The organism is Comamonas sp. GW821-FHT11H03 (assembly GCF_058807955.1).
In genome coordinates, this window is the sequence record NZ_JBXARF010000002.1 from 539,854 (window position 1) to 563,938 (window position 24,085).

Genomic DNA, 24,085 nt, shown 5'->3' on the forward strand with positions numbered 1-24,085 from the left:
CTGTATGACTGTGCCTTATGCAGAGGGAAGGAAGAGGGAGCAGATCGCGCCGCACTGGCGCAAGCTGCTCAAGGCAGGCCTGTTATGGGGCCTGACGGCCACAGCGGCCCATGCCGTGGGGGTGCGCCAGTTCAGCCCGCAGGGCGATGTGAGCAAGGTGGGCCAGGTGGTGGTGCAGTTCGATGGGGCCGCCGTGCGCTTTGGCGACCCCAAGGCCGCCGCGCCGGTCAACCTGCAGTGCAGCGATGCCCAGGCCGCCAAGGGCACGGGGCGCTGGAACAGCGAAAAGGAATGGGTCTTCGACTTTGCCCAGAACCTGCCCGCTGGCGTGCGTTGCACGGCCCAACTCAACCCTCAGTTCAAGAGCGTCTCGGGTGCAGCTCTGACGGGCGCAGCCAGCTATCAATTTCAGACCGGCGGCCCGCAGGTGGCCAGCATTGCACCCAACACCTATGAAGAGGTGGACGAGCAGCAGTATTTCGCACTGCGCCTGACGGGCGCGGCATCCGTCGACAGCCTCAAGCAGCGCGTCTGGTGTACCTCCGAAGGCGTGGGTGAGCGCATTCCCGTGCAACTGATCGAGGGCAAGGACCGCGAGGCCGTGCTCAAGCAGCGCCACTGGGACAAGGATGCCGCAAAGAACCCGCAGAACTTCGCGGTGCTGGCCTGTAACCGCCGCCTGACTTCGGGCAGCAAGATGACCCTGGTCTATGGCAAGGGCGTGGCCATGGCCAACGGCCTGGCCAGCAAGGACGAGCAGCGCTACGAGTACCAGGTGCGCCAGCCGTTCAGCGCCGACTTCAGCTGCGAGCGCGAGAACGCCAACGCCGCCTGCCTGCCGATCCGGCCCATGCGCCTGTCCTTCAGCGCGCCGGTGCCGCGCAAGCTGATCGAAGGCATACGCCTCAAGAGCGGTGCCTCGGCCGTGGCTCCCATCATCGAGCAGAACGGCGAAAAGCTGGCCGAGGATTCGCTGGTGGACAGCGTGAGCTTCCCCGCTACCATGCAGCCCAACACCAAGTATGTGGTGGAGCTGCCGCCGCAGTTCAAGGATGCTGCGGGTCGCACGCTGAGCAATGCCAATATGTTCCCGTTGGCCACGGCCACGGGCAATATGCCGCCGCTGGTGAAGTTTGCCGCCGCGCCCTTCGGCATTGTCGAGCGCTTTGCCGAAGGTCCCAAGGGCCCGGCGCTGCTGCCCGTGACGCTGCGCAATGTGGAGCCGCAGCTTCTGGGCAAGTCGCTGGATGCCAGCGTGGTGCGCACCAAGAAGGGCGGCTCGGACGCCGACATCATCGCCTGGCTCAAGAAGGTCGAGCGCTATGACAGCTACAGCGTGGAGCGCAAGCGCGCTGCGCGTGATGTAAAGGTCTTGCCTCCTGTCATCAACGACGACAACAAGCACTGGGTGCAGACCCGCATGCTGTCGCTGCTGGACGGCCAGAGCCAGACCCAGACGCTGGAGCTTCCCAAGGCGGCCAAGAGCGACCCGCGCCCCTTCGAGGTCGTCGGCATTCCGCTGAACCCGGGCTTCCAGGTGGTGGAGATCGCCTCGCCCATGCTGGGCCAGTCTCTGCTCGATGAAGGCTATGGCGCGGGCCGCACCATGTATGTGCGTACCTCGGTGCTGGTGACCAATCTGGCCGTGCACTTCAAGCTGGGTCGTGAAAACTCGGTAGCCTGGGTGACGACGCTGGACAAGGGCACCGTGGTGCCGGGCGCCACGGTGCAGGTCTCGGACTGCAACGGCCAGGCGATTGCTTCGGCCGTCAGTGATGCCCAGGGTCTGGTGACCTTTAACGGCCTCAATCCCAATCCGCCTTCTTGCAGCAATGAAGACGGCTACTACCGCAGCAACTCCTATTTTGTGAGTGCGCGTGCCAAGACCGAGGCTGGCGAGGAGCTGGCCTTTGTCTGGAGCAACTGGAACAAGGGCATAGAGTCCTGGCGCTTCAATGTGCCGACCAGCTCCAGCAGCAAGCGCGACGAAGTGGCGCATACGGTGTTTGACCGCATGCTGTTCCGTGCCGGCGAAACCGTGTCCATGAAGCACTTTCTGCGTGCCCTGACGGGCCCCGGCAAGAACTCCACGGGCTTTGAACAGACCCAGGACAAGCCTGACCGCCTGACCATCACCCATCTGGGCAGTGGCCAGCGCTTTACCCAGGCCCTGAACTGGAATGGCAATGGCAGCGCGAGCAGCGAGTTCCCCATCTCCAAGGCCGCCAAGCTGGGCGAATATGCGGTGGAGCTGGGCTATGCCAACGACAGCGGCCGCCGCTCCAGCTTCAACACCGGCATCTTCCGTGTCGAGGAGTTCCGCCTTCCCGTGATGGAGGGACGTGTGGGCCCGGCCGGCAAGGAGCAGCTCTACGCTGTCAGCAGCGTGCCTGCCGAAGTGCAGATCAACTATGTCTCGGGTGGTGCCGCCGCCAATCTGCCGGTCAAGGTGTCGGCTCTGCTGCGCTCCAAATCGCTGGATTTCGCGGGCTGGGATGGCTTCAGCTTCAACCCGCCGCGCAGCGCCCAGGACGTGGGCAGCAGCGACGACGAGGAAAGCACGGCGGCTGACGACACCAAGGTCGTGGCCGACAAGCTGTCCGTGACGCTGGACAAGAACGGTCTGGGCAAGGTCGCTATCGACAAGCTGCCCAAGTCCGGTGAGCCGCGCGAGCTGCTGATGGAGGCGACCTACGCCGACCCGAATGGCGAGGTGCAGACCCTGCGCAGCACGCGCACCATCTGGCCGGCTGCCGTGGTGGCCGGCGTGCGCTCCGAGAACTGGATCTCGGTGGATCGCAAGCTGCGCTTTCAGGCGCTGACGCTGGATACGGCAGGCAAGGCCCAGGCAGGCGTGCCCGTCAAGGTCGAGGCCGTGGCGCGCATCACCACCTCCAGCCGCAAGCGGCTAGTGGGCGGCTTCTACAGCTACGACAACCAGACCACGCTCAAGAATCTGGGCACCGTGTGCTCGGGCACCAGCGACAGCCATGGCCTGGTTCAATGCGAGGCCCAGCTGTCTCAGCCCGGCGAGGTGGAGCTGATCGTCAAGGCCGCCGACAAGGAAGGCCGCAGCAGCCAGGCCGCGACCTCGGTGTGGGTCACTGGCCAGGGCGAACTCTGGTTCGGTGGTGAAGACCATGACCGCATGGATGTGCTGTCCGAGCGCAAGAGCTATGAGCCCGGCGAGACAGCGCGCTTTCAGGTACGCATGCCCTTCCGCCGCGCCACGGCGCTGGTGGCCGTGGAGCGCGAAGGCATCGTCAGCACCCAGGTGGTGGAGCTGGCGGGTGACAACCCCACGGTGGAGGTCAAGATCGAAGATAACTGGGGCCCCAATGCCTATGTCAGCGTGCTGGCGCTGCGCGGCCGCCTGATGGAGGTGCCCTGGTACAGCTTCTTCACCTGGGGCTTCAAGTCGCCCATGGAGTGGTGGCGTGCCTTCTGGAATGACGGCAAGGAATTCATCGCGCCAACTTCCATGGTGGACCTCTCCAAGCCTGCCTTCCGTTTCGGCATGTCCGAAATTCGCGTGGGTTTGAAGAGCAATACCCTGGACGTCAAGGTCTCCTCGGACAAGTCCAGCTACAAGGTGCGCGGCACAGCCAAGGTCACCATCAAGGCGACGCTGCCCGATGGCAAGCCTGCTGCGGGTGCCCATGTGGCGCTGGCGGCCGTGGACCAGGCCTTGCTGGAGCTGATGCCCAACAGCAGCTGGAATCTGCTCGATGCCATGCTGACACGCCGCGAATGGGGTGTGCAGACGGCAACGGCCCAGATGGAGGTGATCGGCCGACGCCATTACGGCAAGAAGGCCGTGCCTGCGGGCGGTGGCGGTGGCCGCAGCCCCACGCGCGAACTGCTCGACACCCTGCTGCTGTGGAAGCCCGATGTGGTGCTGGACGGCAACGGCATGGCGCTGATCGAGGTGCCGCTCAACGACGCCCTGACCACCTTCCAGGTGGTGGCCGTGGCCGATGCGGGCGTGAGCCTGTTCGGCACCGGCCAGGCGGCGATCCGTACCACGCAGGATCTGCAGATCATCAGCGGCCTGCCGCCTCTAGTGCGCGAGGACGATCAGTTCCGCGCCCAGGTCACGTTGCGCAACACCTCGGCCAAGGCCATGAAGGTGGAGGTCACGCCGCGTGCCACCATGCTGGAGCTCAAGGCCCAGAAGGTGGAGATTCCCGCTGGTGAGGCGCGTGAAGTGGCCTGGGATGTGAAGGCTCCGGCCCAGCTCTCGGGCACGCGTGTCGAGGCGCTGATCTGGGAGATTTCCGCGCGCGACACCGCTGGCGGCGCCGATGCGGCGCAGGATGCGCTCAAGATCAGCCAGCGCATCGTGCCCGCTGTCCCGCTGTCGGTGCAGCAGGCCACGCTGGTGCAGGTCAACGGCAGCTACAGCGTGCCCGTGAATCCGCCCGCCGACGCGCTGCCCGGCCGTGGCGGTCTGCAGATGTCGCTGGTGCCCAAGCTGACCGAAGGTCTGCCCGGCGTGCGCGACTGGTGGGCCCGCTATCCCTACACCTGCCTGGAGCAGACCACCAGCAAGGCCGTCGGCATGAACAACGCCGAGCTGTGGGGCAGCATCATGGCCCAGCTGCCCAACTATCTGGACGGTGACGGCCTGGCCAACTACTTCCCGCCCCAGGACGGATCGCTCAGCCGAGGCAGCGACACGCTGACCGCGCATCTGCTTAACCTGTCGGCCCTGGCACAAGGCGTTGACAAGCGCTTCGTGATTCCTGCCTCCGATCGTGCGCGCATGGAGGACGGCCTGATCGCGTTTGTGGAAGGCCGCATCCAGCGCAACTTCTGGAGCCCGCGCAAGGATCTGGAAATGCGCAAGCTGGCGGCGATTGCCGCGCTGGCACTGTCGGGCAAGGCCACGCCGCGCATGCTCGACAGCATCAACGCCACGCCCAACCAGTGGCCCACGCACACGGTCATCGACTGGGTGCAGCTGCTGCAGCGCATGAGCGATGCGCCGCAGCGCGACGAGCGCCTGGCCCAGGCCATGCAGATTCTGCGTGCCCGCCTGACCTACAACGGCACGCGTGCCGGCTTCTCGACCGATCAGGACGATGGCTGGTGGTGGCTGATGCAGGGCCCGGACGTGAATCTGGCGCGCCTGATTCTGGCGACCATCAACGATGCGGCATGGGCCGAAGACATGCCGCGTCTGGTCAGCGGCTTTATCGCACGCCAGCAGGGCGGTGCCTGGCACACGACCACGGCCAACCTCTGGGGAGCGCTGGCGTTGCGCCGCTTCTCGCAGAAGTTCGAGTCCGAGCCCGTGGCCGGCAGCACCGTGGCCAGCATGAACGGCAACGAGGCCAAGGTGAACTGGGCTGATGTCAGGCGTGCCACGGCCGAGGATGCGCAGGGCACGGCCCATGCCAGCAGCCTGTTTGGTGATCCCGTGCGCGCCGGCGGTCTGATGAATAACACCATGTTCATGCCCTGGGCCAAGGCCGGCAAGGGCCAGCTCAGCGTCACGCAGCAAGGCACGGGCAAGCCCTGGCTGACCGTGCAGTCCGTGGCGGCCGTGGCCCTCAAGGCTCCGTTCAGCGCCGGCTACACCATCAAGAAGACCGTGACGCCGGTGGAGCAGGCGGACAAGGGCCTGTTCGGTGGCGGCCAGTACACGCGCGGCGATGTGCTGCGCGTGACGCTGGAGGTGCAGGCCAAGACCGATATGACCTGGGTGGCCATCACCGACCCCATTCCCACGGGGGCGACCATTCTGGGCGGCGGCCTGGGCCGTGATTCGGAGATCGCGTCCAAGGGCGAGAAGCAGGAGGGGGCCGGCTGGCTGGCCTATGAGGAGCGCAGCTTCGAGTCCTACCGTGCCTACTACCAGTACCTGCCCGCAGGCACGACCAAGGTCGAATACACGGTGCGCCTGAACAACGCCGGTGAATTCGCCCTGCCGCCCACACGTGCCGAAGCGCTGTATGCGCCCGAGATGTTTGGCGAAATTCCCAACGCCAAGCTCAAGGTGGTGATGCCCAAGTAAGCCCTCGGCGGTTTTCTGCCGGGCTCGGCCAAGCCCCGGTCTGCGCAAGCGGCCGGGGCTTTTTCATGCACTGATGCTATGAATACAGAAGCTGCTTGCGCCTTTGAACAGGATGATTCAAAGTCATTTCAATCTGAAATCTATGAATAGAGAGCGCAAGAAGCTCCTGTTTTTGATGACACTCAAGTTGACACGCGGCTGTCATCCAGTCTTTCTAGACTGGCGCGATGTCTTTGATCGAGCTGGAGAACGTCGCCAAATCCTGGGGTGACGCCACGGCCCTGCATGCCGTGAATCTGCGCATTGAACCAGGCTCGTTCTGCGTCCTGCTCGGCCCTTCGGGCTGCGGCAAATCCACCACCTTGCGCATGATCGCCGGGCTGGACACGCCTAGCTCGGGGTCGGTGCGCATCGATGGTCGCGACGTCACTCATCTGCCGCCCGCGCAGCGCGGCATTGCCATGGTGTTTCAGAACTATGCGCTGTTCCCGCATCTGAGCGTGGCCGACAACATCCAGTTCGGTCTGCAGGTGCGCAAGGTTGCCAAGGCCGAGCGCGAGCAGCGTCTTGAGCAAACGGCCGAGCTGCTGGGGCTGACGGCACTGCTGGAGCGTCGGCCCGGGCAACTCTCGGGCGGTCAGCAGCAACGCGTTGCGCTGGGCCGTGCGCTGGTGGCGCAGGCCAGGGTCTGTCTGATGGACGAGCCGCTGTCCAATCTCGATGCCCAGCTGCGCCAGGAAATGCGCGCCGAGCTGCGTGAGCTGCAGCAGCGTCTGGGTCTCACGGTGGTCTATGTGACCCACGATCAGGCCGAGGCCATGAGCATGGCCGATCAGGTGGTGCTGCTCAACAAGGGTCTGGTGGAACAGGCCGCCGGGCCGCGCGAGATCTATGCCCGGCCCGCAACCACATTTGCCGCGCGCTTTATCGGCACGCCCGCCATGAATATCGTTGCCCTGCAAGGCAACCGGATTGCCGGCAGCGATGTGGTCGTGGCCCCGGATCTGGTGACCGGCAGCGCCTATCCGCAGGCGCTGGGCGTGCGGCCCGAGGTGATTGCCGTGGCAGGTGATGTCGACGGCGGCAACGAGGGGCTGGGCAACGGCATTTCGGCCACCGTGCAGGGCTTTGAATATCTGGGTGCCGATCTGGTGCTGCGCTGCCAGGTTGGCAGCGAGCTGCTGACGGCGCGTGTGCCCGGCCATGCCCATGCAGATCTGCGGCCTGGACAAGGCGTGATCCTGTACTGGCCGCAGCAGGCTGCGCATTGGTTCGATGCGCAGGGCGGGCGCATTCATGTGTGCGGGCAGGCGGTGGAATCCGCCCGCTCCTTGCTGGCCGCAGCCTGAGCCGCCGGTGTTTTCCATTGTCTGCAAATCCCGAGGAGAGATTCCCATGCGTCGCCATACCTTTGTTCACGGCCTGTTCGCCGCTGTCGCCGGCCTTGGCCTGGCGGGCACTGCTCTTGCGCAGTCCCCGCTGGAAGTGCCTTTCTATTACCCGGTGGCCGTGGGCGGCCCCATCACCAAGGTGATAGACGGTTATGCGGCGGACTTCAACAAGGCGCATCCGCAATACAAGCTCACGCCCATCTATGCGGGCACCTATCAGGAAACCATCGTCAAGGCGCTGACGGCGCACAAGGCCGGCAAGGCGCCTGCGAGCTCGGTGCTGCTGTCCACCGATATGTTCACGCTGATGGACGAAGGCGCGATTGCGCCCATTGACGACTTCGTGAAGACCGATGCCGACAAGGCCTGGCTCAAGGGCTTTTACCCGGCCTTCATGGCCAACAGCCAGGCCGGCGGCAAGACCTGGGGCGTGCCCTTTCAGCGCTCCACCGTGGTGATGTACTACAACAAGGAAGCTTTCAAGGAGGCCGGCCTGAACCCCGACAAGGCGCCCCAGAACTGGAAGGAGCTCAAGGAGGCCGCCCACAAGCTGACCAGGAAAGACGCCAGCGGCAAGGTCGTGCAATACGGCATCCAGATTCCGTCCACCGGCTTTGGCTACTGGATGCTGCAGACCCTGACCACGCCCAATGATGTGCTGCTGGCCAATGAGTCCGGCACCCGCGTCATGCTCAACCACCCCAAGGTGGTGGAGGCGCTGAACTTCTGGGTCGGCCTGGTCAAGGACGGCGTGCACCCTGCAGGTGTGGTGGAGTGGGGCACGACGCCCAGGGACTTCATGGAAAAGAAGGCCGCCATCATCGTGACGACCACGGGCAATCTCACCAATATCCGCGCCAATGCCAAGTTCGACTTCGGTGTGGGCCAGATCGCCGGCAATGTCCGCAAGGGCTCGCCCACGGGCGGGGGCAATTTCTACATCTTCAAGAATGCGCCCAGGCAGCAGCAGCAGGCTGCGTTCGAGTTTGCCAAATGGGTGACGCAGCCAGAGCGTGCAGCGCAGTGGAGCATGGACAGCGGCTATGTGGCTGTCTCGCCTGCTGCCTACGAGACTCCCGCACTCAAGAAGTACGGCCAGGAATTTCCCCAGGCACTGGTGGCGCGCGATCAACTGCCCGTGTCGGTGGCCGAGTATTCCACCCATGAGAACCAGCGCGTGACCAAGGTGCTCAACGATGCGATTCAGGCGGCCCTTAACGGCACCAAGACCGCAGCCCAGGCCATGGACGACGCGCAGAAGGAATCCGAGCGCATTCTGCGTCGCTACCAGTAATGAGCAGTCCGGCGCTTGAAACCGGCAAGGGCGCCATGTCTGCGCCTTTGTCATCCAGGGCCGCCCGCCGGCTGGCGCAGGCCGCCGCGCGACAGCAGGCCGTGCATGCCTGGCTGCTGCTCATGCCGGCGCTGGTGCTGCTGCTGGGCTTTACGCACTGGCCGGCCTTGTCCACGTTGATCGACAGCCTGCATGCCACGGGGCGTGGCGGCCAGTCCGGCGAATGGGTGGGTCTGGAAAACTACGCGCTCATGGTCGACGACCCCGTGTTCTGGCAGGCCGTGCGCAACAACCTCTGGTTTGCCGCCGCCACCATTCCGCTGTCCATGGGGCTGGCCTTGCTGATGGCGCTGTGGGTCAACGAGAAACTCGCGGGGCGGGCCTTGCTGCGCATGGCGTATTTCACGCCCACGGTGCTGCCCATGATTGCCGTGGCCAATATCTGGCTGTTCTTCTACACGCCTCAGTACGGACTGCTGGAGCAGGTGCGCGGCGCACTGGGCCTGGACGCGCACAACTGGCTGGGCGATCCATCCACGGCCCTGGCCTGCATCACGCTGGTGGCCGTGTGGAAGGAGGCAGGCTTTTTCATGATCTTCTATCTGGCCGCGCTGCAGACGCTCAATCCCAGCCTCAAGGAGGCGGCGGTCATCGAAGGCGCATCGCGCTGGTATTTCCTGCGCCGCGTGCAGTGGCCGCTGCTCATGCCGACCACGCTGTTCATCCTGGTCAACGCCGTGATCAATGCCTTCCGGCTGGTGGACCATGTGTTCATTCTCACGCGCGGCGGGCCGGACAATGCCTCCACGCTGCTGCTCTATCACCTCTACGAAGTGGGCTTCAAGTTCTGGGATACCGGCTATGCAGCGGCCATCACCGTGGTGCTGGTCGTGGTGCTGGCTGCCGTGGCACTGTTCCAGTTCTTCGTGCTGGACAAAAAGGTGCACTATCAATGACAGCTGCTGCATTTCTGTCGGGGCGCAGGAGCGCACGGGCAAGCCAGGGCGTGAGCTTTTATGGCGCTTCATGGCTGGACACCCTGGCCGCCTGGACGCTGGCGCTGCTGTGGCTGCTGCCGCTGGCGTATGCGGTCTGGACGGCGTTTCATCCGTCCGATGCGTCCACGCGCCTCGATCTGTCGGCGCCCTGGACGCTGCAGAACTTCCGCCATGCCTGGGAAGCCGCGCCGTTTGCGCGCTATTTTCTCAACACCATCTTGCTGGTGGCCATGATTTTGGCGGTGCAGCTGCTGCTGTCCACGCTGGCTGCATTTGCCTTTGCACGCTTGCGCTTTCGCGGCAGCAATGTGGCGTTTGCGCTGGTGCTGATACAGCTGATGATCATGCCGGACATCCTGCTGGTGGCCAACTATCAGACCATGTCCGGGCTGGGCGCGGTCGATAGCCTGTTGGGCATAGGTCTGCCGTATTTCGCCTCGGCCTTTGCCATCTTTTTGCTGCGCCAGACCTTTATGGGCATACCCCGCGAGCTGGACGAAGCTGCGCGCGTGGAAGGTGCCAGCACGCTGCAGATTCTCTGGCGTGTCTACGTACCGCTGGCCAGGCCGGTCTACACCGCGTTTGCGCTGGTTTCGGTGAGCTTTCACTGGAATAATTTTCTCTGGCCTCTGATCATCACCAACAGCGTCCAGGCGCGTCCGCTCACCGTAGGGCTGCAGGTTTTCTCCAGCGTGGAATCGGGCGTGGAATGGTCGAGCATCTGCGCCGCCACGCTGATGACTTCAGGGCCGCTGCTGATCGCATTCCTGCTGTTCCAGCGCCAGTTCGTGCAAAGCTTCATGCGCGCGGGCATCAAGTGAGTGGGATACAGTCAAACCATTTGAGGAGTTGGCGATGCCTGGTCCCGCTGCTGCCGGCGTGCTGATTTATGCCAAGGATTTCCAGAGTCTGGCCGGCTTCTATGAGCAGGTTCTGGGCATGCAGCGGCTGCATGAGGATGCGCACGTCATCGTGCTGGAGTCCGCTGCGTTGCAGCTGGTGATTCATGCCCTGCCTGCCGAGATTGCGGCGCGGGTCAGGATCGGCACGCCACCGCAGCGCCGTGCCGATGTGGCTCTCAAGTTCTTCGTCACCGTGGCGGCGATTGACAATGCCAAAAGCGCTGCGCAGGCGCTGGGCGGACAGGTGTTTGACGAGCGTTGGCAAGGTCCTGGCTTTGCGGCCTGCAATGCCATGGACAAGGAGGGCAATGTGTTCCAGTTGCGCGAGACCTTGGTCTGATCCGCAGCTGAAAAAATAGTGGCAAGTCAGGGCTTGAGCCATTTTCAATCTGGAAAGACACGACAAGATGAATATCCTGACCTGGAACGTGCAATGGTGCTGCGGCATGGATGGACTGGTCAGTGTGGAGCGCATCGTGCGTCACGCGCTGCAAATGGGCGAGCAGGCCGGCGGACTGGATGTGCTGTGCCTGCAGGAAATCGCCGTCAACTACCCCGATCTGCAGGGCCGGCCCGGCGACCAGCCGGCCGAGCTGAAGGCACTGTTGCCGGGCTGGCAGATTTTCTTTGGCGCATCGGTCGATGAGTTCACGCCCCGGGGACATCAGCGTTTTGGCAATCTGATTGCCACGCGGCTGCCGGTGCGGCTGGTTCAGCACTATCTGCTGCCCATGCCGGCAGAGGCCGATATGCGCTGCATGCAGCGCATGTGTTCTGTGGTCACGGTCGAGGACGCGGCGCTGGGGCCGGTACGCATCATGACCACCCATCTCGAATATTTTTCGACGCGTCAGCGCATGGCTCAGGCCGGCGCACTGCGTGCCCTGCAGATGCAGGCCTGTGCGCTGGCCGATGCCCCGCCGCAGCCGGCCAGTGATGGCTCGCCCTATCAAACCAAGCCGCATACACGCCACGCCGTGCTTTGCGGGGATTTCAACTTCGAGCCGCACGAGCCCGAATATGCCGTTCTGTCCGCGCCTTGGGTTGCCGGCGAGGAAGGCTGTCTGCAGGCCGGGCAGTGGCGCAATAGCTGGGATGTGCTGTATCCCGGGCAACCGCAGCCGCCGACCTTCAGACTGGTGGACAGAACCTGGGGAGCAGAGCCCGGGGCCTGTGACTTGATATGGGTCAGCGACAGCTTGTGCCAGAGAGTGCAAACTTGGCGTGTAGACAGCGCCACACAGGCGTCTGACCACCAGCCTGTGATATTGACGCTGGGCTGAGCTTGTTGCTAGTGTCGGAGCTGGAGTCGAGAGACGAGTGGCAGCACAAGTCGCACTGTTGTGAAACCCTGAGAACGTAAACACGTTCTAAAAGAGAGGAGTCTTCATGCCTGTAGAAATTCCGTCCATGTCCATCATGCTGCACCGTAGCTGGTGGGTGCTGTTGTTGCGCGGTGCCGCCGCCATCATCTTCGGCGTGCTGACCTGGATGCAGCCCGCAGCATCCGCCGCCGCGCTGGTGCTGGTGTTTGGCGCCTATGTGTTTGTCGATGGCCTGCTAGGCATCTACACCGCCATCAAGAGCCGCCAGCAGTCGCGTCACTGGTGGGTGGTTTTGCTGTGGGGGTTGACGGGGGTGGTGGTGGGGGTGCTCACGGTCATCAACCCTGCGATTACGGCGCTGGTTCTGACCATCTATATCGGCGTCTGGGCCTTGATGACGGGCGTACTTCAGATCGTCGCGGCGCTGCGTCTGCGCAAGGAAATTCAAGGCGAGTGGGTGCTGGTGCTCGGGGGGCTGCTCTCAGTGCTGTTCGGCATCTTCGTGCTGATGCAACCCGGCGCGGGCATGATGGCCATGCTGTGGGTGCTGGCGACCTATGCCGTCATCTTCGGTGTGCTGATGGTGATACTGGCCTTCAAGATCAAGAAGTTCACGGCTTGAAGGGCAGTGATCTCGCAGAAGCGGCTCGCTGGAGCCGCTTTTTTGCAGCCGCTTGTCTGAGCGGGCAGTTTGCCATGCCATCTTTGGGACAATGACTGCTGACTTCCAACAGCACACAAGGACATGGAACAAGGCATGCAGCGGTATCTCCAGCCCCCGAAAATGAAGCAGTCCTGGCGAACCGTTGGCATGACGGCCGCTTTATGGCTGGGTCTTGCCGCCAGCAGCCATGCGGTGCCCAGCTATGACGAGGTGCGCAGCGACCATCGCTCCTCGGAGACCCTGCTGCTTTCGCGCGAAGGCGAGATGCTGCAACGCCTGCGCACCGACAGCACGGTGCGCCGCGGCTCCTGGGTGGCATTGGCCGATGTCTCGCCGGCACTGCGCACGGCCCTGGTGCTCAGCGAGGACAAGCGTTTCTACGAGCACAGCGGCGTGGACTGGGCTGCCGTCAGCGCAGCCGCCTGGGGCAACCTCTGGAACACGCGCACGCGCGGCGCAAGCACCATCACCATGCAACTCGCCGGTCTGCTGGATGGCGACTGGCGTCAGGGATCGGGCGGGCGCAGCGTGGTGCAGAAGGTGGGTCAGGCCGTGGCGGCCCAGGTGCTGGACAGGCGCTGGCGCAAGGACCAGATTCTTGAGGCCTATCTGAACCTGGTGCCGTTTCGCGGCGAGATCGTGGGTATAACTGCGCTGTCGCAAAGCCTGTACGGCAAGGCAGCTCATGGGTTGGATGCGCGCGAGGCGGCCATTGCTGCGGCCCTGGTGCGTGCGCCCAATGCCTCTGTCGAGCGCGTGGCCCAGCGTGCCTGCGGCGTGCTGCAGGTGATGGTGCCCGATGATGTAGCGGCCAAGGATTGCTCGGCCATGCAGCTCTATACCTCCAGCGTGCTGCAGCGGCGTCAATGGCTGGCCAGCGAGGGCGTGGCCCCGCATTTCGCGCGGCGCTGGCTGGCCTTGCCCCAGAACAGGGGGCAGGAGCAGGTGCGCTCAACCTTGAGCGCGCCCTTGCAGCGCTTTGCGGTGGCCAGCCTGCAGCAGCATCTGCGCGAGTTGCAGGGCCGCAATGTGGAAGATGGTGCGGCCGTGGTGCTGGACAACCGGACAGGCGAGATTCTGGCCTGGGTCGGCTCCTCAGGAACGCTGAGCCAGGCGTCCGAGGTCGATGGCGTCACCGCGCTGCGTCAGCCCGGCTCCACGCTCAAGCCTTTTCTCTATGCCCAGGCGATTGCCGAAAAGCGCATCACGGCCGCCTCGCTGATCGAGGATTCATCGGCCCATATTCCCACGCAGAACGGCCTCTACATTCCGCAGAACTACGACCGGCGCTTCAAGGGCTGGGTGTCGGCGCGCACGGCGCTGGCATCCTCGCTCAATGTGCCTGCGGTGCGCACGCTGGTCATGATCACGCCCGACGCCTTCTTCGAGCAGCTCAAGAAACTGGGCCTGCCGCTGCGCGAAAGCGGGGGCTATTACGGCTTCAGCCTGGCGCTGGGCAGCAGCGAGGTCGCGCTGCTCAATCTGACCAATGCCTATCGGGCACTGGGCAATGGCGGTCAATATCGCCCCGTGAGTTGGGCCTTGCCTCAGGCTGAAAGCCGCAAGGCCGGCAGCAAAACCGGCGACGACGCGCTGCAGGCGCTGGATGCGCGGGCCGCCTTCATCGTGGGCGACATCCTCTCCGACAATATGGCGCGGGCCCCAACGTTCGGCACGGACAGCGTGCTGGCCACGCGCTTCTGGACGGCTGTGAAAACCGGCACCAGCAAGGATATGCGCGACAACTGGGCCGTGGGCTGGTCCGAGCGCTACACCGTGGGCGTCTGGGTGGGCAATGCGGGTGGCGAGGCCATGCATTCGGTCAGCGGCACCAGCGGCGCAGCGCCCATCTGGGCCGATATCATGGGCTTTTTGCATCGCAACCTGTCCAGCCGTGCGCCCAGGGCTCCGAGCGGTGTGCTGCAGCAGCAAGTGCAGTTCGGTGCGTTGGCAAGCGGCGCCACGCCTATCGAAAGCGCACGCGAAGAATGGTTTGTGGCAGGGACCGAGCAATCACTGTTTGCCATGGATCACGTGGCTGGCAGTGCGGAGCAGAAAAACCTTGCAAGGCAAAAAGGCAGCAAGTCTGGCAGCGCTGCGGCTGCGTCCGCTGTGCGTATCTCGCGTCCGGCCAATGGCACCATTTTGGCGCTGGACCCCGATATTCCGCCTGACAGCCAGCGCGTGCAACTGGTGGCGCGCCAGGCCGGTATGGCGGCCGAGCAGGACTGGCGTGACGGCAGCTTGCGCTGGCGGCTGGTGACCCGGCAATACGGCCCGCCTGCGGCTGCCGACAAGAATGCGCAACCCGTGATGCGGGAAGTGCAGCGCGAGCTGGGGCGCGGCAGTCAGCTGGGCTGGCTGCCCTGGCCGGGACGCCACAGGCTGGAGTTGCTCGATGCCTCTGGCAAGGTGCTGGACAGCATTGCGCTTGAGGTGCGCGGTGCCGGGGCACTGGTTGCGGGCCCCGAGGACATCAAGAAAAAAAGATAGACATGAAAAAACTGCTGGTCTGGGCCAGCGGTTTGTAGAAGGGGGCATGGCCGCTGGACATTCCTGCCCCCCAAGCGAAACCATCGGGAGGCAGCAGTGCCGTCTCACCGAGGCGCTCAGCGCACCAATAGATCGCCCGTGATCTCCGAGACCTTCTTGACGCTGGTCAGCGTCATGGCCACGCGCATTTCCTTCTCGAGCAGGTTCAGCAGGTTGGTCACGCCGGCTTCGCCCTCGGCGGCCAGCGCGTAGACGAAGGCGCGGCCTATCATGGTGCAGTCTGCGCCCAGGGCCAGCAGGCGCACGATGTCCAGGCCGTTGCGCACGCCCGAGTCGGCAAAGATCTTGATCTGGCCCTTGACGGCATCGGCAATGGCTGGCAGGGCGCGTGCCGACGAGAGCACGCCGTCGAGTTGGCGCCCGCCGTGGTTGGAGACGATGATGCCGTCAGCGCCGAAGCGCACGGCATCCCTGGCGTCCTCGGGATCGAGGATGCCCTTGATCAGCATGGGACCCTTCCAGAAGTCGCGGATCCACTCCAGGTCCGACCACGAGATCGAGGGGTCGAAGTTCGCGCCCAGATAGCCCATATAGTCTTCGAGCGAGACGTTCTGGCCCTTGTAGGTGGAGATGTTGCCCAGCGTGTGTGGGCGGCCCATCAGGCCCACGTCCAGGGCCCAGTGCGGATGGGTCACGGCCTGCAGATAGCGGCGCATGGCGGCGTTGGGGCCGCTCATGCCCGAGTGCGCGTCGCGGTAGCGGGCACCGGGCACGGGCATGTCCACGGTGAAGACCAGGGTGGAGACGCCAGCAGCCTGGGCGCGCTCCAGCGCGTTCTTCATGAAGCCCCGGTCCTTGAGCACATAGAGCTGGAACCACATCGGTCGGCCCAGCCTGGGTGCGACTTCCTCGATGGGGCAGACCGAGACGCTGGACATGGTGAAGGGGATGCCCTTCTTGTCAGCGGCCATGGCGGCCTGCACTTCGCCGCGGCGGGCGAACATGCCGGTCAGGCCCACGGGAGCCAGCGCCACGGGAATCGAGAACTTCTCGCCGAACAGCTCGATGCTGGTGTCCAGCTGGCTCATGTCCTTGAGCACGCGCTGGCGCAGGGCCACGTCGGCCAGGTCGTCGACATTGCGCGCCAGCGTCTTCTCGGCATAGGCACCGCCGTCGAGGTAGTGGAACAGAAAGGGCGGCAGGCGCTTTTGCGCAGCCGCGCGGTAGTCGGTGGTGGAGGAGATGATCATGAAAAAATGGCGGAGGAAGAGGAGAAACGATCCAGCCGCTTGCGTCGGGCCGCTTCGGCATCCGACTCGGACAGCTTTTCGTGAACATAGGCCAGGTGCTGGCCGATGGCGCTTCTGGCCTGCTCGGGCTCGCCGTCGACAATGGCCTGCATGAGATTGCGGTGCTGCGCAGTCAGATGCTCCAGCGTCGAGAGATCGTCATGCACGAACATCAAACGCCGGTTCTGGGCCACGGTGCCCAGCACCAGCTCGAAGAGGCTGCCCATGAGCTGAACCAGCACGGCGTTGTGCGAAGCCTCGGCAATCGCCAGATGGAACTGCGCATCGGAGCGGGCCGCACTGGCAGCATCGCGCGCCTGCTGGTGGCGCAGCATATCGTCGAAACAGTGGCGGATGCGGTCCCTGTCCTTGTCAGTGGCACGCTGGGCCGCATACCAGGCAGTGCTGAGCTCCAGAGCCTGGCGTGCTTCCAGCACGTCGTAGCGGTATTGGGGGTCGTCGCGCAGCAAGGATTCCAGCGGTGCGACGGCTTGTTCGTGCCACAGCGGCACGCGCGAGCCGACAAAGGTGCCGGCGCCTACGCGGCTTTCGAGCACGCCTCGGCTGGCAAGCTTCTGTATGGCCTCGCGCAGCGCCGTGCGCGAGACCCCCAGTTGCTCGGCCAGCGCCCGTTCGGTCGGCAGCCTTGCGCCGCTCTGGAGCTGGGTGCTCTGGATCAGCTCCAGCAACTGCTGGGCAACGCGGTCGGACAGGCGGATGGCGGACATGGGGTCTGGCAGGAGTTTCAGGTGGTGGGAATCATCCACGGAAACACATAAGCCTGCAGCGTGCAGATGATGCCGATCAGCACCAGGAAGGCCAGGCTGTGCTTGACGGTAAAGCGGAACAGGTCCGATTCCTTGCCGGCCAGGCCTACGGCTGCGCAGGCAATGGCGATGGACTGGGGCGAGATCATCTTGCCGGTTACGCCGCCGGTGGTGTTGGCCGTCACGGCCAGAACCTCGGGCAGCCCCAGCTGCGCTGCCGTCGTGGCCTGCAGGGCGCCGAACAGCGCATTGGCCGAGGTGTCGGAGCCCGTGAGGAACACGCCGACCCAGCCCAGGAAGGGCGAGAAGAACGCAAAGGCCTTGCCGGTATGGGCCAGCGCCATGGCCAGCGTGGTGGACAGGCCGGAGTAGTTGGCGATGAAGGCGAAGGCCAGCACCATGCCGATGGAGTAGATGGGCAGTGCCAGTTCCTTGAAGGTCTCGCCCAGGGTCCGGACTGCCACGGCAGGCTTGAGGCGCAGCAAAAGAATGGAGAGCACGGCGGCGATCAGGATCGCGGTTCCCGTGGCCGACAGCCAGTTGAAGGAATAGACCGCGCCATAAGGCGTGGGCGTGGCAACGACGGGAGCCATTTTCTGCACCAGATTGTGCAGCATGGGAACGGGAATGCTGAAGACCGTGCCGGACAGTGCGCCGCCCGAGGCGAACAGCGCCTTGAAGGGCTTGAGGCTCCAGATGGTCACCATGGCCGTGAGGATGATGAAGGGCGACCAGGCCTTGAGCACCATGCCGGTGGTCAGCTTGACGGGGGCCGCTGTCTGGATCTTTGCCGCGCCCGGCTCGGTGTCGAAGCGGAAGATGCGCTTGGGCTGCCAGAACTTGAGGAAGGTGGTCAGTGTCACCAGGGCGAAGATGGCCGAAGTGATGTCCGGCAGTTCGGGGCCGATGTAGTTGGCTGTCAGAAACTGTCCGAGTGCAAAGCTGCCGCCGCCCACCAGCACCGCAGGCCAGGTTTCCTTGACGCCGCGCCAGCCGTCCATGATGGCCATGAGCCAGAACAGCACGATGATGGTCATGAAGGGCAACTGGCGGCCGGCCATCTGGCTGATGGCCATGACATCGACGCCCGAGACCTGAGCGGCCACGATGACGGGAATGCCCATGGCGCCGAAGGCCACAGGAGCGGTATTGCCGATCAGGCACAGGCCCGCTGCATATAAAGGCCTGAAACCCAGGCCCACCAGCAGCGCTGCCGTGATGGCCACGGGGGCGCCGAAACCGGCAGCTCCCTCAAGAAAGGCACCGAAGCAAAAGCCCACCAGGATCAGCTGCAGACGCTGGTCTTCGGTGACTGACAGAATCGACGAGCGGATGATGTCGAACTGCCCGGTCTTGACCGAGACCTTGTAGAGAAAGACCGCCGCGACAATGATCCAGGCAATCGGCCACAGACCGTAGAAGAAGCCGTAGACGCCTGCGGCCAGCGCGTTGGCGACCGGCATGCGATAGAACAGCAGCGCCACGGCCAGAGACAGCGCCACCGTGATGGTGCCCGCCACATAGCCCTTGAGGCGCAGCTTGGTCAGCGCGAGAAAGAAAAAGATGATGGGTATGAGCGCCACCAGCGCCGACACCCACACATTGCCTGCGGGGTCGTAGTTCTGCGACCAGATTTCTTGCATTGCCTTGATCTCCTGGAGATGCGCGGGGAGGTCAAGCCTCCTGACTGCCCAGAAGTCTTCCCCGTCAAATTTTCAAAAATGACCGTGCGCAAAACCGGCTGTGCCGCGCCATAGGCGGGCCTGAGTTATTCCAGTCTTGCTTGCTAAATTGGTATTACCAATATCGGTCGATTTCAAGTGGAGTGGATTGTATGAAGCGAAATAAGTCTTGAAATTCATGGTTTTCCCTTGATTTATGAAATTAATTGGTAATACCAATTGGGGCGGTATGAAATTCTGAGAACATAAAAAAACCGCAGGCCTGGGGCGCTGCGGCTTTTATGGACAAGCTCATTGCCGTCCCCCTGGAGGGACGCCGCAAAGCGGCTCAGGGGGCGCGTCAATTCACCATCAGATGGAAGGGCCAGACATAGGCCTGCATGGTGACGAACAGGCCCATCAGGCAGGCCAGGGCGATGGAGTGGAAGAACACATAGCGCAGGATGTCGCCCTCGCGGTTGAACCAGCGTGTGGCGGTCGAAGCCACGACAATGGATTGCGCATCGATCATCTTGCCCATCACGCCGCCCGAGCTGTTGGCGGCACCCATGAGGTTGGGGGACAGGCCCAACTGATCGGCAGCGACTTTCTGCATGCCGCCGAACAGCACGTTGGACGCCGTGTCCGAGCCCGTGAGCGCCACGCCCAGCCAGCCCATCAGCGTGCCGAAGAAGGGGTAGAACACACCGGTGTTGGCAAAGGCCAGGCCCAGGGTGGTGTCAGTGCCCGAGTAGCGTGTCAGTGTGCCCAGGGCCAGCATCAGCACGATGGTCAGCAGCGAGTAGCGCACCAGCCAGGTGGTCTTGAAGAAGGTGCGCACTATGGTCACCGGGTTGTACTTCATGACGAAGGCGCTGACGATGGCAGACAGCAGAATGCCGGTTCCGGTGGCCGACAGCAGGTTCAGCGTGTAGACCGCGCCTTCCTTGGTCGGCTGAGGCACCACGGGCGGCATTTTCTCGATCAGATTGTGCAGGCCCGTCATGGGGAAAGCGGGGGCAAACAGGCTGTTGAGCCAGGCCTTGACCGGCGGCAGACCCCAGATGAACACAAACACCGAGAGAATGATCCAGGGTGTCCAGGCGGCGATCAGCGCGCTCCTGCTGTGCTTGGCTACGGGCTGGGGCGGCTTGACTTCGGAGGCGCTGACATCCTTGCCGCGCAGCGAGGCCGAGGTCCAGATCTTCTTGGGCTGCCAGACGCGCAGGAACAGGATCAGGCTGGTCATGGAAACAATGGCCGCGATGATGTCCACCAGTTCCGGGCCGATGAAGTTGGAGACCAGGTACTGGGGAATGGCAAACGACAGGCCGGTGACCAGAATCGCGGGCCAGATCTCCATCATGCCCTTGCGACCGGCAAAGGCCCAGATCAGCCAGAACGGCACCAGCACCGAGAAGAAGGGCAGCTGGCGGCCGATCATGGCAGTCACTTCCATCAGATCGTAGCCATGGACCTTGGCCAGCGTGATGACGGGCGTGCCCAGTGCGCCAAAGGCCACGGGAGCGGTGTTGGCGATCAGCGACAGGCCGGATGCCGCCAGCGGCGAAAAGCCCAGGCCGATCAGAATGGCGGCCGTCACGGCCACGGGCGTGCCGAAGCCGGCAGCGCCTTCGAAAAAGGCACCGAAGGAGAAGGCAATCAGCAGCAGCTGGATGCGGCGGTCTTCGGTGATGCCGGAAAGCGAATCCTGCAGCACCTTGAAGCTGCCGTTCTGCTCGGTCAGCTGATGCAGGAAGATGATGTTCAGCACAATCCAGCCAATGGGCAGCAGGCCGGTGAAGCCGCCGAACAAGGCAGCACGCCCCGCCATTTCGCCGGGCATGTTGTAGACAAAGACTGCAATCAGCAGCGCTGCAATAAGGCCTGCGCCTGCGGCCAGGTGGGCCTTCATGTGCAAAAAGCCCAGGCCCACCAGCATCACCACGACCGGAATGGCCGCAAGCAATGTGGATAGCCACATGTTCGATAGTGGGTCGTAGACCTGTTGCCAAACCATCTCTGTTGTCTCCTGTTTGTTGTGGTGACAAGGATGGTGACTGTGCCAATAGGCTTGCACACCTAGCAATAGCCCTTGATTTTTTCTCGCTGAAGAAAATTTCAAAACCGGCATAAATCACTTCAAACCATAGTGCACCGCCGATCACGACGATGAGGGCTACCATCGGGTTCAATTCCAATTACAAGGCTAGAAGTCGTGAGCGATCTTTCCAAAATCACCTGTATCGAAGACCTGCGTGTGGTGGCCAAGCGTCGTGTGCCGCGCATGTTCTATGACTACGCCGATTCGGGCTCTTACACCCAGGGCACGTATCGGGCCAACGAAGACGAGTTCCAGAGCATCAAGCTGCGTCAGCGTGTGGCCGTGAACATGGAAGGGCGCAGCACGCGCACCACCATGATCGGCGAGGAGGTCGCGATGCCGGTGGCGATTGCGCCCACAGGCCTGACGGGCATGCAGCATGCCGATGGCGAGATTCTTGGAGCCAAGGCCGCCAAGGCTTTTGGCGTGCCGTTCACGCTGTCCACCATGAGCATCTGTTCGCTGGAGGACATCGCCGAGCACACCGATCGCCATCCGTTCTGGTTCCAGCTGTATGTGATGCGGGACAAGGCCTTCATGGAGCGCCTGATCAATCGTGCCAAGGCGGCCAACTGCTCGGCGCTGGTGGTGACGCTGGACCTGCAGATCCTTGGGCAGCGCCACAAGGACATCAAGAACGGCCTGTCCACCCCGCCCAAGCCCACACTGGCAAACCTCATCAATCTGGCGACCAAACCGCACTGGTGCCTGGGAATGCTGGGTACCAAGCGCCGCAGCTTCGGCAATATCGTCGGCCATGTGGATGGTGTGGGCGATGTCTCCTCGCTGTCGTCCTGGACGGCAGATCAGTTCGATCCGTCACTGAACTGGAGCGATGTGGAATGGATCAAGAAGCTCTGGGGCGGCAAGATCATTCTCAAGGGCGTGATGGATGCCGAAGATGCACGTCTGGCGGCGCAAAGCGGTGCTGACGCGCTGGTGGTCAGCAACCATGGCGGCCGTCAGCTTGACGGTGCGCCTTCTTCGATTGCCGCCTTGCCGTCGATTGCAGAGGCTGCGGGCAAGGACATCGAAGTCTGGATGGATGGCGGCATTCGCAGCGGTCAGGACGTGCTCAAGGCCCGCGCACTGGGTGCGCAAGGCACGATGATAGGTCGCAGCTTCCTCTATGGTCTGGGGGCCTATGGCCAGGCCGGCGTGAGCAAGGCGCTGCAGATCATCCACAAGGAGCTCGATACCACCATGGCCTTCTGCGGGCACACCAATATCAACCATGTCGGCAAAGAGATTCTGTTGCCAGGCACCTATCCCAAGCCGTTTGCAGTGATCTGATCCGTGTTGTCGGCGGCTTGCTGCGCTGCAAGCCGCCGCGACCTCTGGCCGCAGGTCAGGAGTTGCCGGCCTTGGGCTTCCACTCCTGCACCTGCTGCTGGATCTTGGCCCGTTGCGCCGGCTTCAATTTCTTGGCAATGATTTCCTGCTGCTTGGCCGAATCCTTCTCGCCATCCCTGGCTGCCAACAGCGCCCAGAAATAAGCCTGGGGCCAGCTTTGGCTGACACCGCGGCCCAAGGCATACATGGAGCCCACGTTGAACTGGCTATTGGCATCTCCTTGTTCTGCCGCAATCATGTACCACTTGAAGGCCTCCTTGCTGTCTTGCGCCACGCCACGGCCATGGTCGTACATATAGCCGAGATTGCTCTGGCTCGATACATGGTTTTGTGCCACGGCAAGGCGGTACAGCCTGACGGCTTCTTCCGGGTTCTCAGCCACGCCCCGTCCGTCGTCATACATCACCGCGAGGTTGAACAGGCCATCGACATCGCCTTGTTCTGCCGCCAGGCGATACCACTTGACGGCCTCTTCATCGCTTTGCGGCACGCCGCGTCCGCGGCCGTACATCAGGCCCATATTGGCCTGGCTTTCGGCGTGGCCCTGCTTTGCGGCCAGCATGAACCACTTGGCGGCTTCGTCATCATTCTTGGGTCCACCGCGGCCCGTGAGATAGACGGCCGCGAGCTTGAACTGCGCCTGGGCATCGCCCGCCTGGGCTTTTTGCAGCAGGTCGGCCGATTGCGCGATGGCCAGAGGGCCGGACAGCAGCAGGGCGGCTGCGCAAAGGAGATGGCTGAATTGCTTTTTCATGGATTGCCTGTCGATAAGGGGTTGCTGTTTCGAATGCGCAAATTCAGCGATTTGTCGTCTTGGGTTTCCAGGCACCGATTTTCTTGTCCAGGGCGGCGCGCTCCGCAGGCTTGAGCTTCTGGGCCGCAGCATCGCGCAGCGACACCGTGTCCTCCAGGCCCTGGGCGGCTGCCAGGGAGTACCAGAAATAGGCCTGAGACAGGCTGCGCTTGACGCCGCGGCCTTCCTCAAACATCGTGCCGAGGTTGACCTGGGCCGTCGCATTGCCTTGCTCCGCGGCCAGGCCCAGCAGTCGGGCTGCCTCCTTCTCGTCGAGCGGCACGCCGCGACCGGTGGCATACATCACGGCGAGGTTGGCCTGGCCCGAGTCGTGGCCCTTGGCGGCCGTGATGCCAAACCATTTGGCGGCCTCCTGATCGCTTTGCTCCACCCCGCGGCCGCTGACATACATCAGCCCCAGGTTGTACTGGGCATCGAGAAGGTTCTGCGCGGCGGCAAGCCGATACCACTTGACGGCTTCCTGATCGCTTTGCTCCACCCCGCGGCCGTCTTCGTACATGACGCCAAGATTGAACTGGCCGTTGGCCTCGCCCTGCGCTGCCGAGAGGCGATACCACTTGACGGCCTCCTGATCGTTCTGCGCCACACCACGGCCACGGTCATACATCAGGCCGAGATTGCTCTGGCTCAAGGCGTTGCCTTGTGCGGCTGCCAGGCCAAACCATTGCGCGGCTTTCTCGTCGCTTTGCAACACCTCACGGCCATCTGCGTACATCTGGCCCAGGTCAAGCTGTGCCTGGGCATCCCCCGCCTGTGCTTTGCGCAACAGGTCTGCGGGTTGGGCCATGGCCAAGGTGCTGGCTAGCAGCAGTGCGGCAGCGGAGTAAAGGTGAAGCATGTTTTTCTGCATTTTTCCTGATGTTCTTGGGATGGAGGTGCCGTTTTCGGCCTGCAACTGCAAAGCTCGTCATCGCTTCAGGCGGCCCTGAGGCCTTTGCCTGAGAGCCGGTGCAGGAGCACGGTGAAGCGGTTCACTGTGCGTGAGCGTGCAGGGACGCTGCACAGCGAGAC

16 protein-coding genes are annotated in these 24,085 nt (G+C 63.4%); 10 read left to right on the top strand and 6 right to left on the bottom strand.

Going from position 1 to position 24,085, the window contains the following annotated elements; genetic code table 11:
• The first annotated feature begins 4 nt into the window (after positions 1 to 4).
• The 9 genes from AC1RTQ_RS06940 to pbpC all read left to right on the top strand — a co-directional run bounded on the left by AC1RTQ_RS06940 (position 5) and on the right by pbpC (position 15,086).
• Entirely contained in the window at positions 5 to 6,019 is a 6,015-nt protein-coding gene (locus AC1RTQ_RS06940; protein WP_492874818.1) for an alpha-2-macroglobulin family protein, read from the top strand.
• Between the two features lie 227 nt (positions 6,020 to 6,246).
• Entirely contained in the window at positions 6,247 to 7,368 is a 1,122-nt protein-coding gene (locus AC1RTQ_RS06945) for an ABC transporter ATP-binding protein (RefSeq protein ID WP_302092038.1), read from the top strand.
• 46 nt (positions 7,369 to 7,414) lie between these two features.
• Positions 7,415 to 8,704, top strand: a complete 1,290-nt coding sequence (locus AC1RTQ_RS06950) for an ABC transporter substrate-binding protein (RefSeq protein ID WP_302092037.1) — start codon at positions 7,415 to 7,417, stop codon at positions 8,702 to 8,704.
• Between the two features lie 35 nt (positions 8,705 to 8,739).
• Positions 8,740 to 9,660, top strand: a complete 921-nt coding sequence (locus tag AC1RTQ_RS06955; RefSeq protein ID WP_302092036.1) for a carbohydrate ABC transporter permease — start codon at positions 8,740 to 8,742, stop codon at positions 9,658 to 9,660.
• Entirely contained in the window at positions 9,657 to 10,523 is an 867-nt protein-coding gene (locus AC1RTQ_RS06960; RefSeq protein ID WP_302092035.1) for a carbohydrate ABC transporter permease, read from the top strand. Before AC1RTQ_RS06955 ends, AC1RTQ_RS06960 begins: the two co-directional genes overlap by 4 nt.
• A gap of 34 nt (positions 10,524 to 10,557) precedes the next feature.
• On the top strand, positions 10,558 to 10,944 hold the full coding sequence (locus AC1RTQ_RS06965) for a VOC family protein (RefSeq protein ID WP_302092034.1): 387 nt from the start codon (positions 10,558 to 10,560) through the stop codon (positions 10,942 to 10,944).
• Between the two features lie 67 nt (positions 10,945 to 11,011).
• Positions 11,012 to 11,887: an endonuclease/exonuclease/phosphatase family protein gene (locus AC1RTQ_RS06970; RefSeq protein WP_492874819.1), complete on the top strand. Its 876-nt coding sequence runs from the start codon at positions 11,012 to 11,014 to the stop codon at positions 11,885 to 11,887.
• Between the two features lie 106 nt (positions 11,888 to 11,993).
• Positions 11,994 to 12,551 (top strand): HdeD family acid-resistance protein, encoded by a 558-nt coding sequence (locus AC1RTQ_RS06975; protein ID WP_012837236.1) that lies wholly within the window; start codon positions 11,994 to 11,996, stop codon positions 12,549 to 12,551.
• 135 nt (positions 12,552 to 12,686) lie between these two features.
• Positions 12,687 to 15,086 carry a penicillin-binding protein 1C gene (gene pbpC / locus AC1RTQ_RS06980; RefSeq protein WP_492874820.1) on the top strand — a complete coding sequence of 800 codons (2,400 nt, stop codon included), beginning with the start codon at positions 12,687 to 12,689 and terminating at the stop codon, positions 15,084 to 15,086.
• A 116-nt stretch (positions 15,087 to 15,202) separates the two neighbouring features.
• Here the strand turns inward: pbpC and lldD are convergent, their stop codons facing one another.
• The 4 genes from lldD to AC1RTQ_RS07000 form a co-directional block, all read right to left on the bottom strand.
• On the bottom strand, positions 15,203 to 16,336 hold the full coding sequence (lldD, locus tag AC1RTQ_RS06985; RefSeq protein WP_492874821.1) for an FMN-dependent L-lactate dehydrogenase LldD: 1,134 nt from the start codon (positions 16,334 to 16,336) through the stop codon (positions 15,203 to 15,205).
• Positions 16,333 to 17,103, bottom strand: coding sequence for a transcriptional regulator LldR (gene lldR, locus AC1RTQ_RS06990; protein ID WP_302093133.1), 771 nt, complete (start codon positions 17,101 to 17,103; stop codon positions 16,333 to 16,335). Before lldR ends, lldD begins: the two co-directional genes overlap by 4 nt.
• A gap of 17 nt (positions 17,104 to 17,120) precedes the next feature.
• Positions 17,121 to 18,785, bottom strand: a complete 1,665-nt coding sequence (lldP, locus tag AC1RTQ_RS06995) for an L-lactate permease (protein WP_409814480.1) — start codon at positions 18,783 to 18,785, stop codon at positions 17,121 to 17,123.
• A 379-nt stretch (positions 18,786 to 19,164) separates the two neighbouring features.
• Positions 19,165 to 20,823, bottom strand: a complete 1,659-nt coding sequence (locus tag AC1RTQ_RS07000; RefSeq protein WP_302092025.1) for an L-lactate permease — start codon at positions 20,821 to 20,823, stop codon at positions 19,165 to 19,167.
• A 198-nt stretch (positions 20,824 to 21,021) separates the two neighbouring features.
• Between AC1RTQ_RS07000 and AC1RTQ_RS07005 the strand changes: the two genes are divergently transcribed.
• Positions 21,022 to 22,200: an alpha-hydroxy acid oxidase gene (locus tag AC1RTQ_RS07005; RefSeq protein ID WP_034364828.1), complete on the top strand. Its 1,179-nt coding sequence runs from the start codon at positions 21,022 to 21,024 to the stop codon at positions 22,198 to 22,200.
• A gap of 55 nt (positions 22,201 to 22,255) precedes the next feature.
• Here AC1RTQ_RS07005 and AC1RTQ_RS07010 read toward each other — a convergent pair whose 3' ends face one another.
• Together AC1RTQ_RS07010 and AC1RTQ_RS07015 are read right to left on the bottom strand one after the other, a co-directional pair.
• Complete coding sequence (locus tag AC1RTQ_RS07010; protein WP_492874822.1) at positions 22,256 to 23,014, bottom strand: tetratricopeptide repeat protein; 759 nt, start codon at positions 23,012 to 23,014, stop codon at positions 22,256 to 22,258.
• Positions 23,015 to 23,057: 43 nt separating this feature from the next.
• A complete protein-coding gene (locus AC1RTQ_RS07015; RefSeq protein ID WP_492874823.1) occupies positions 23,058 to 23,912 on the bottom strand; it encodes a tetratricopeptide repeat protein in 855 nt (284 codons plus the stop codon).
• Positions 23,913 to 24,085 lie beyond the last annotated feature (173 nt).

Bases quoted from the DNA above. Each gene is read 5' to 3' on its own strand.
- AC1RTQ_RS06965 (WP_302092034.1), top strand. From the start codon at position 10,558: ATGCCTGGTCCCGCTGCTGCCGGCGTGCTGATTTATGCCAAGGATTTC.
- AC1RTQ_RS06945 (WP_302092038.1), top strand. From the start codon at position 6,247: ATGTCTTTGATCGAGCTGGAGAACGTCGCCAAATCCTGGGGTGACGCC.
- AC1RTQ_RS07015 (WP_492874823.1), bottom strand. From the start codon at position 23,912: ATGCTTCACCTTTACTCCGCTGCCGCACTGCTGCTAGCCAGCACCTTG.
- lldD (WP_492874821.1), bottom strand. From the start codon at position 16,336: ATGATCATCTCCTCCACCACCGACTACCGCGCGGCTGCGCAAAAGCGC.
- AC1RTQ_RS06950 (WP_302092037.1), top strand. From the start codon at position 7,415: ATGCGTCGCCATACCTTTGTTCACGGCCTGTTCGCCGCTGTCGCCGGC.
- AC1RTQ_RS06960 (WP_302092035.1), top strand. From the start codon at position 9,657: ATGACAGCTGCTGCATTTCTGTCGGGGCGCAGGAGCGCACGGGCAAGC.
- AC1RTQ_RS07000 (WP_302092025.1), bottom strand. From the start codon at position 20,823: ATGGTTTGGCAACAGGTCTACGACCCACTATCGAACATGTGGCTATCC.
- AC1RTQ_RS06975 (WP_012837236.1), top strand. From the start codon at position 11,994: ATGCCTGTAGAAATTCCGTCCATGTCCATCATGCTGCACCGTAGCTGG.
- pbpC (WP_492874820.1), top strand. From the start codon at position 12,687: ATGCAGCGGTATCTCCAGCCCCCGAAAATGAAGCAGTCCTGGCGAACC.
- lldR (WP_302093133.1), bottom strand. From the start codon at position 17,103: ATGTCCGCCATCCGCCTGTCCGACCGCGTTGCCCAGCAGTTGCTGGAG.
- AC1RTQ_RS06970 (WP_492874819.1), top strand. From the start codon at position 11,012: ATGAATATCCTGACCTGGAACGTGCAATGGTGCTGCGGCATGGATGGA.
- lldP (WP_409814480.1), bottom strand. From the start codon at position 18,785: ATGCAAGAAATCTGGTCGCAGAACTACGACCCCGCAGGCAATGTGTGG.
- AC1RTQ_RS07010 (WP_492874822.1), bottom strand. From the start codon at position 23,014: ATGAAAAAGCAATTCAGCCATCTCCTTTGCGCAGCCGCCCTGCTGCTG.
- AC1RTQ_RS06955 (WP_302092036.1), top strand. From the start codon at position 8,740: ATGTCTGCGCCTTTGTCATCCAGGGCCGCCCGCCGGCTGGCGCAGGCC.
- AC1RTQ_RS06940 (WP_492874818.1), top strand. From the start codon at position 5: ATGACTGTGCCTTATGCAGAGGGAAGGAAGAGGGAGCAGATCGCGCCG.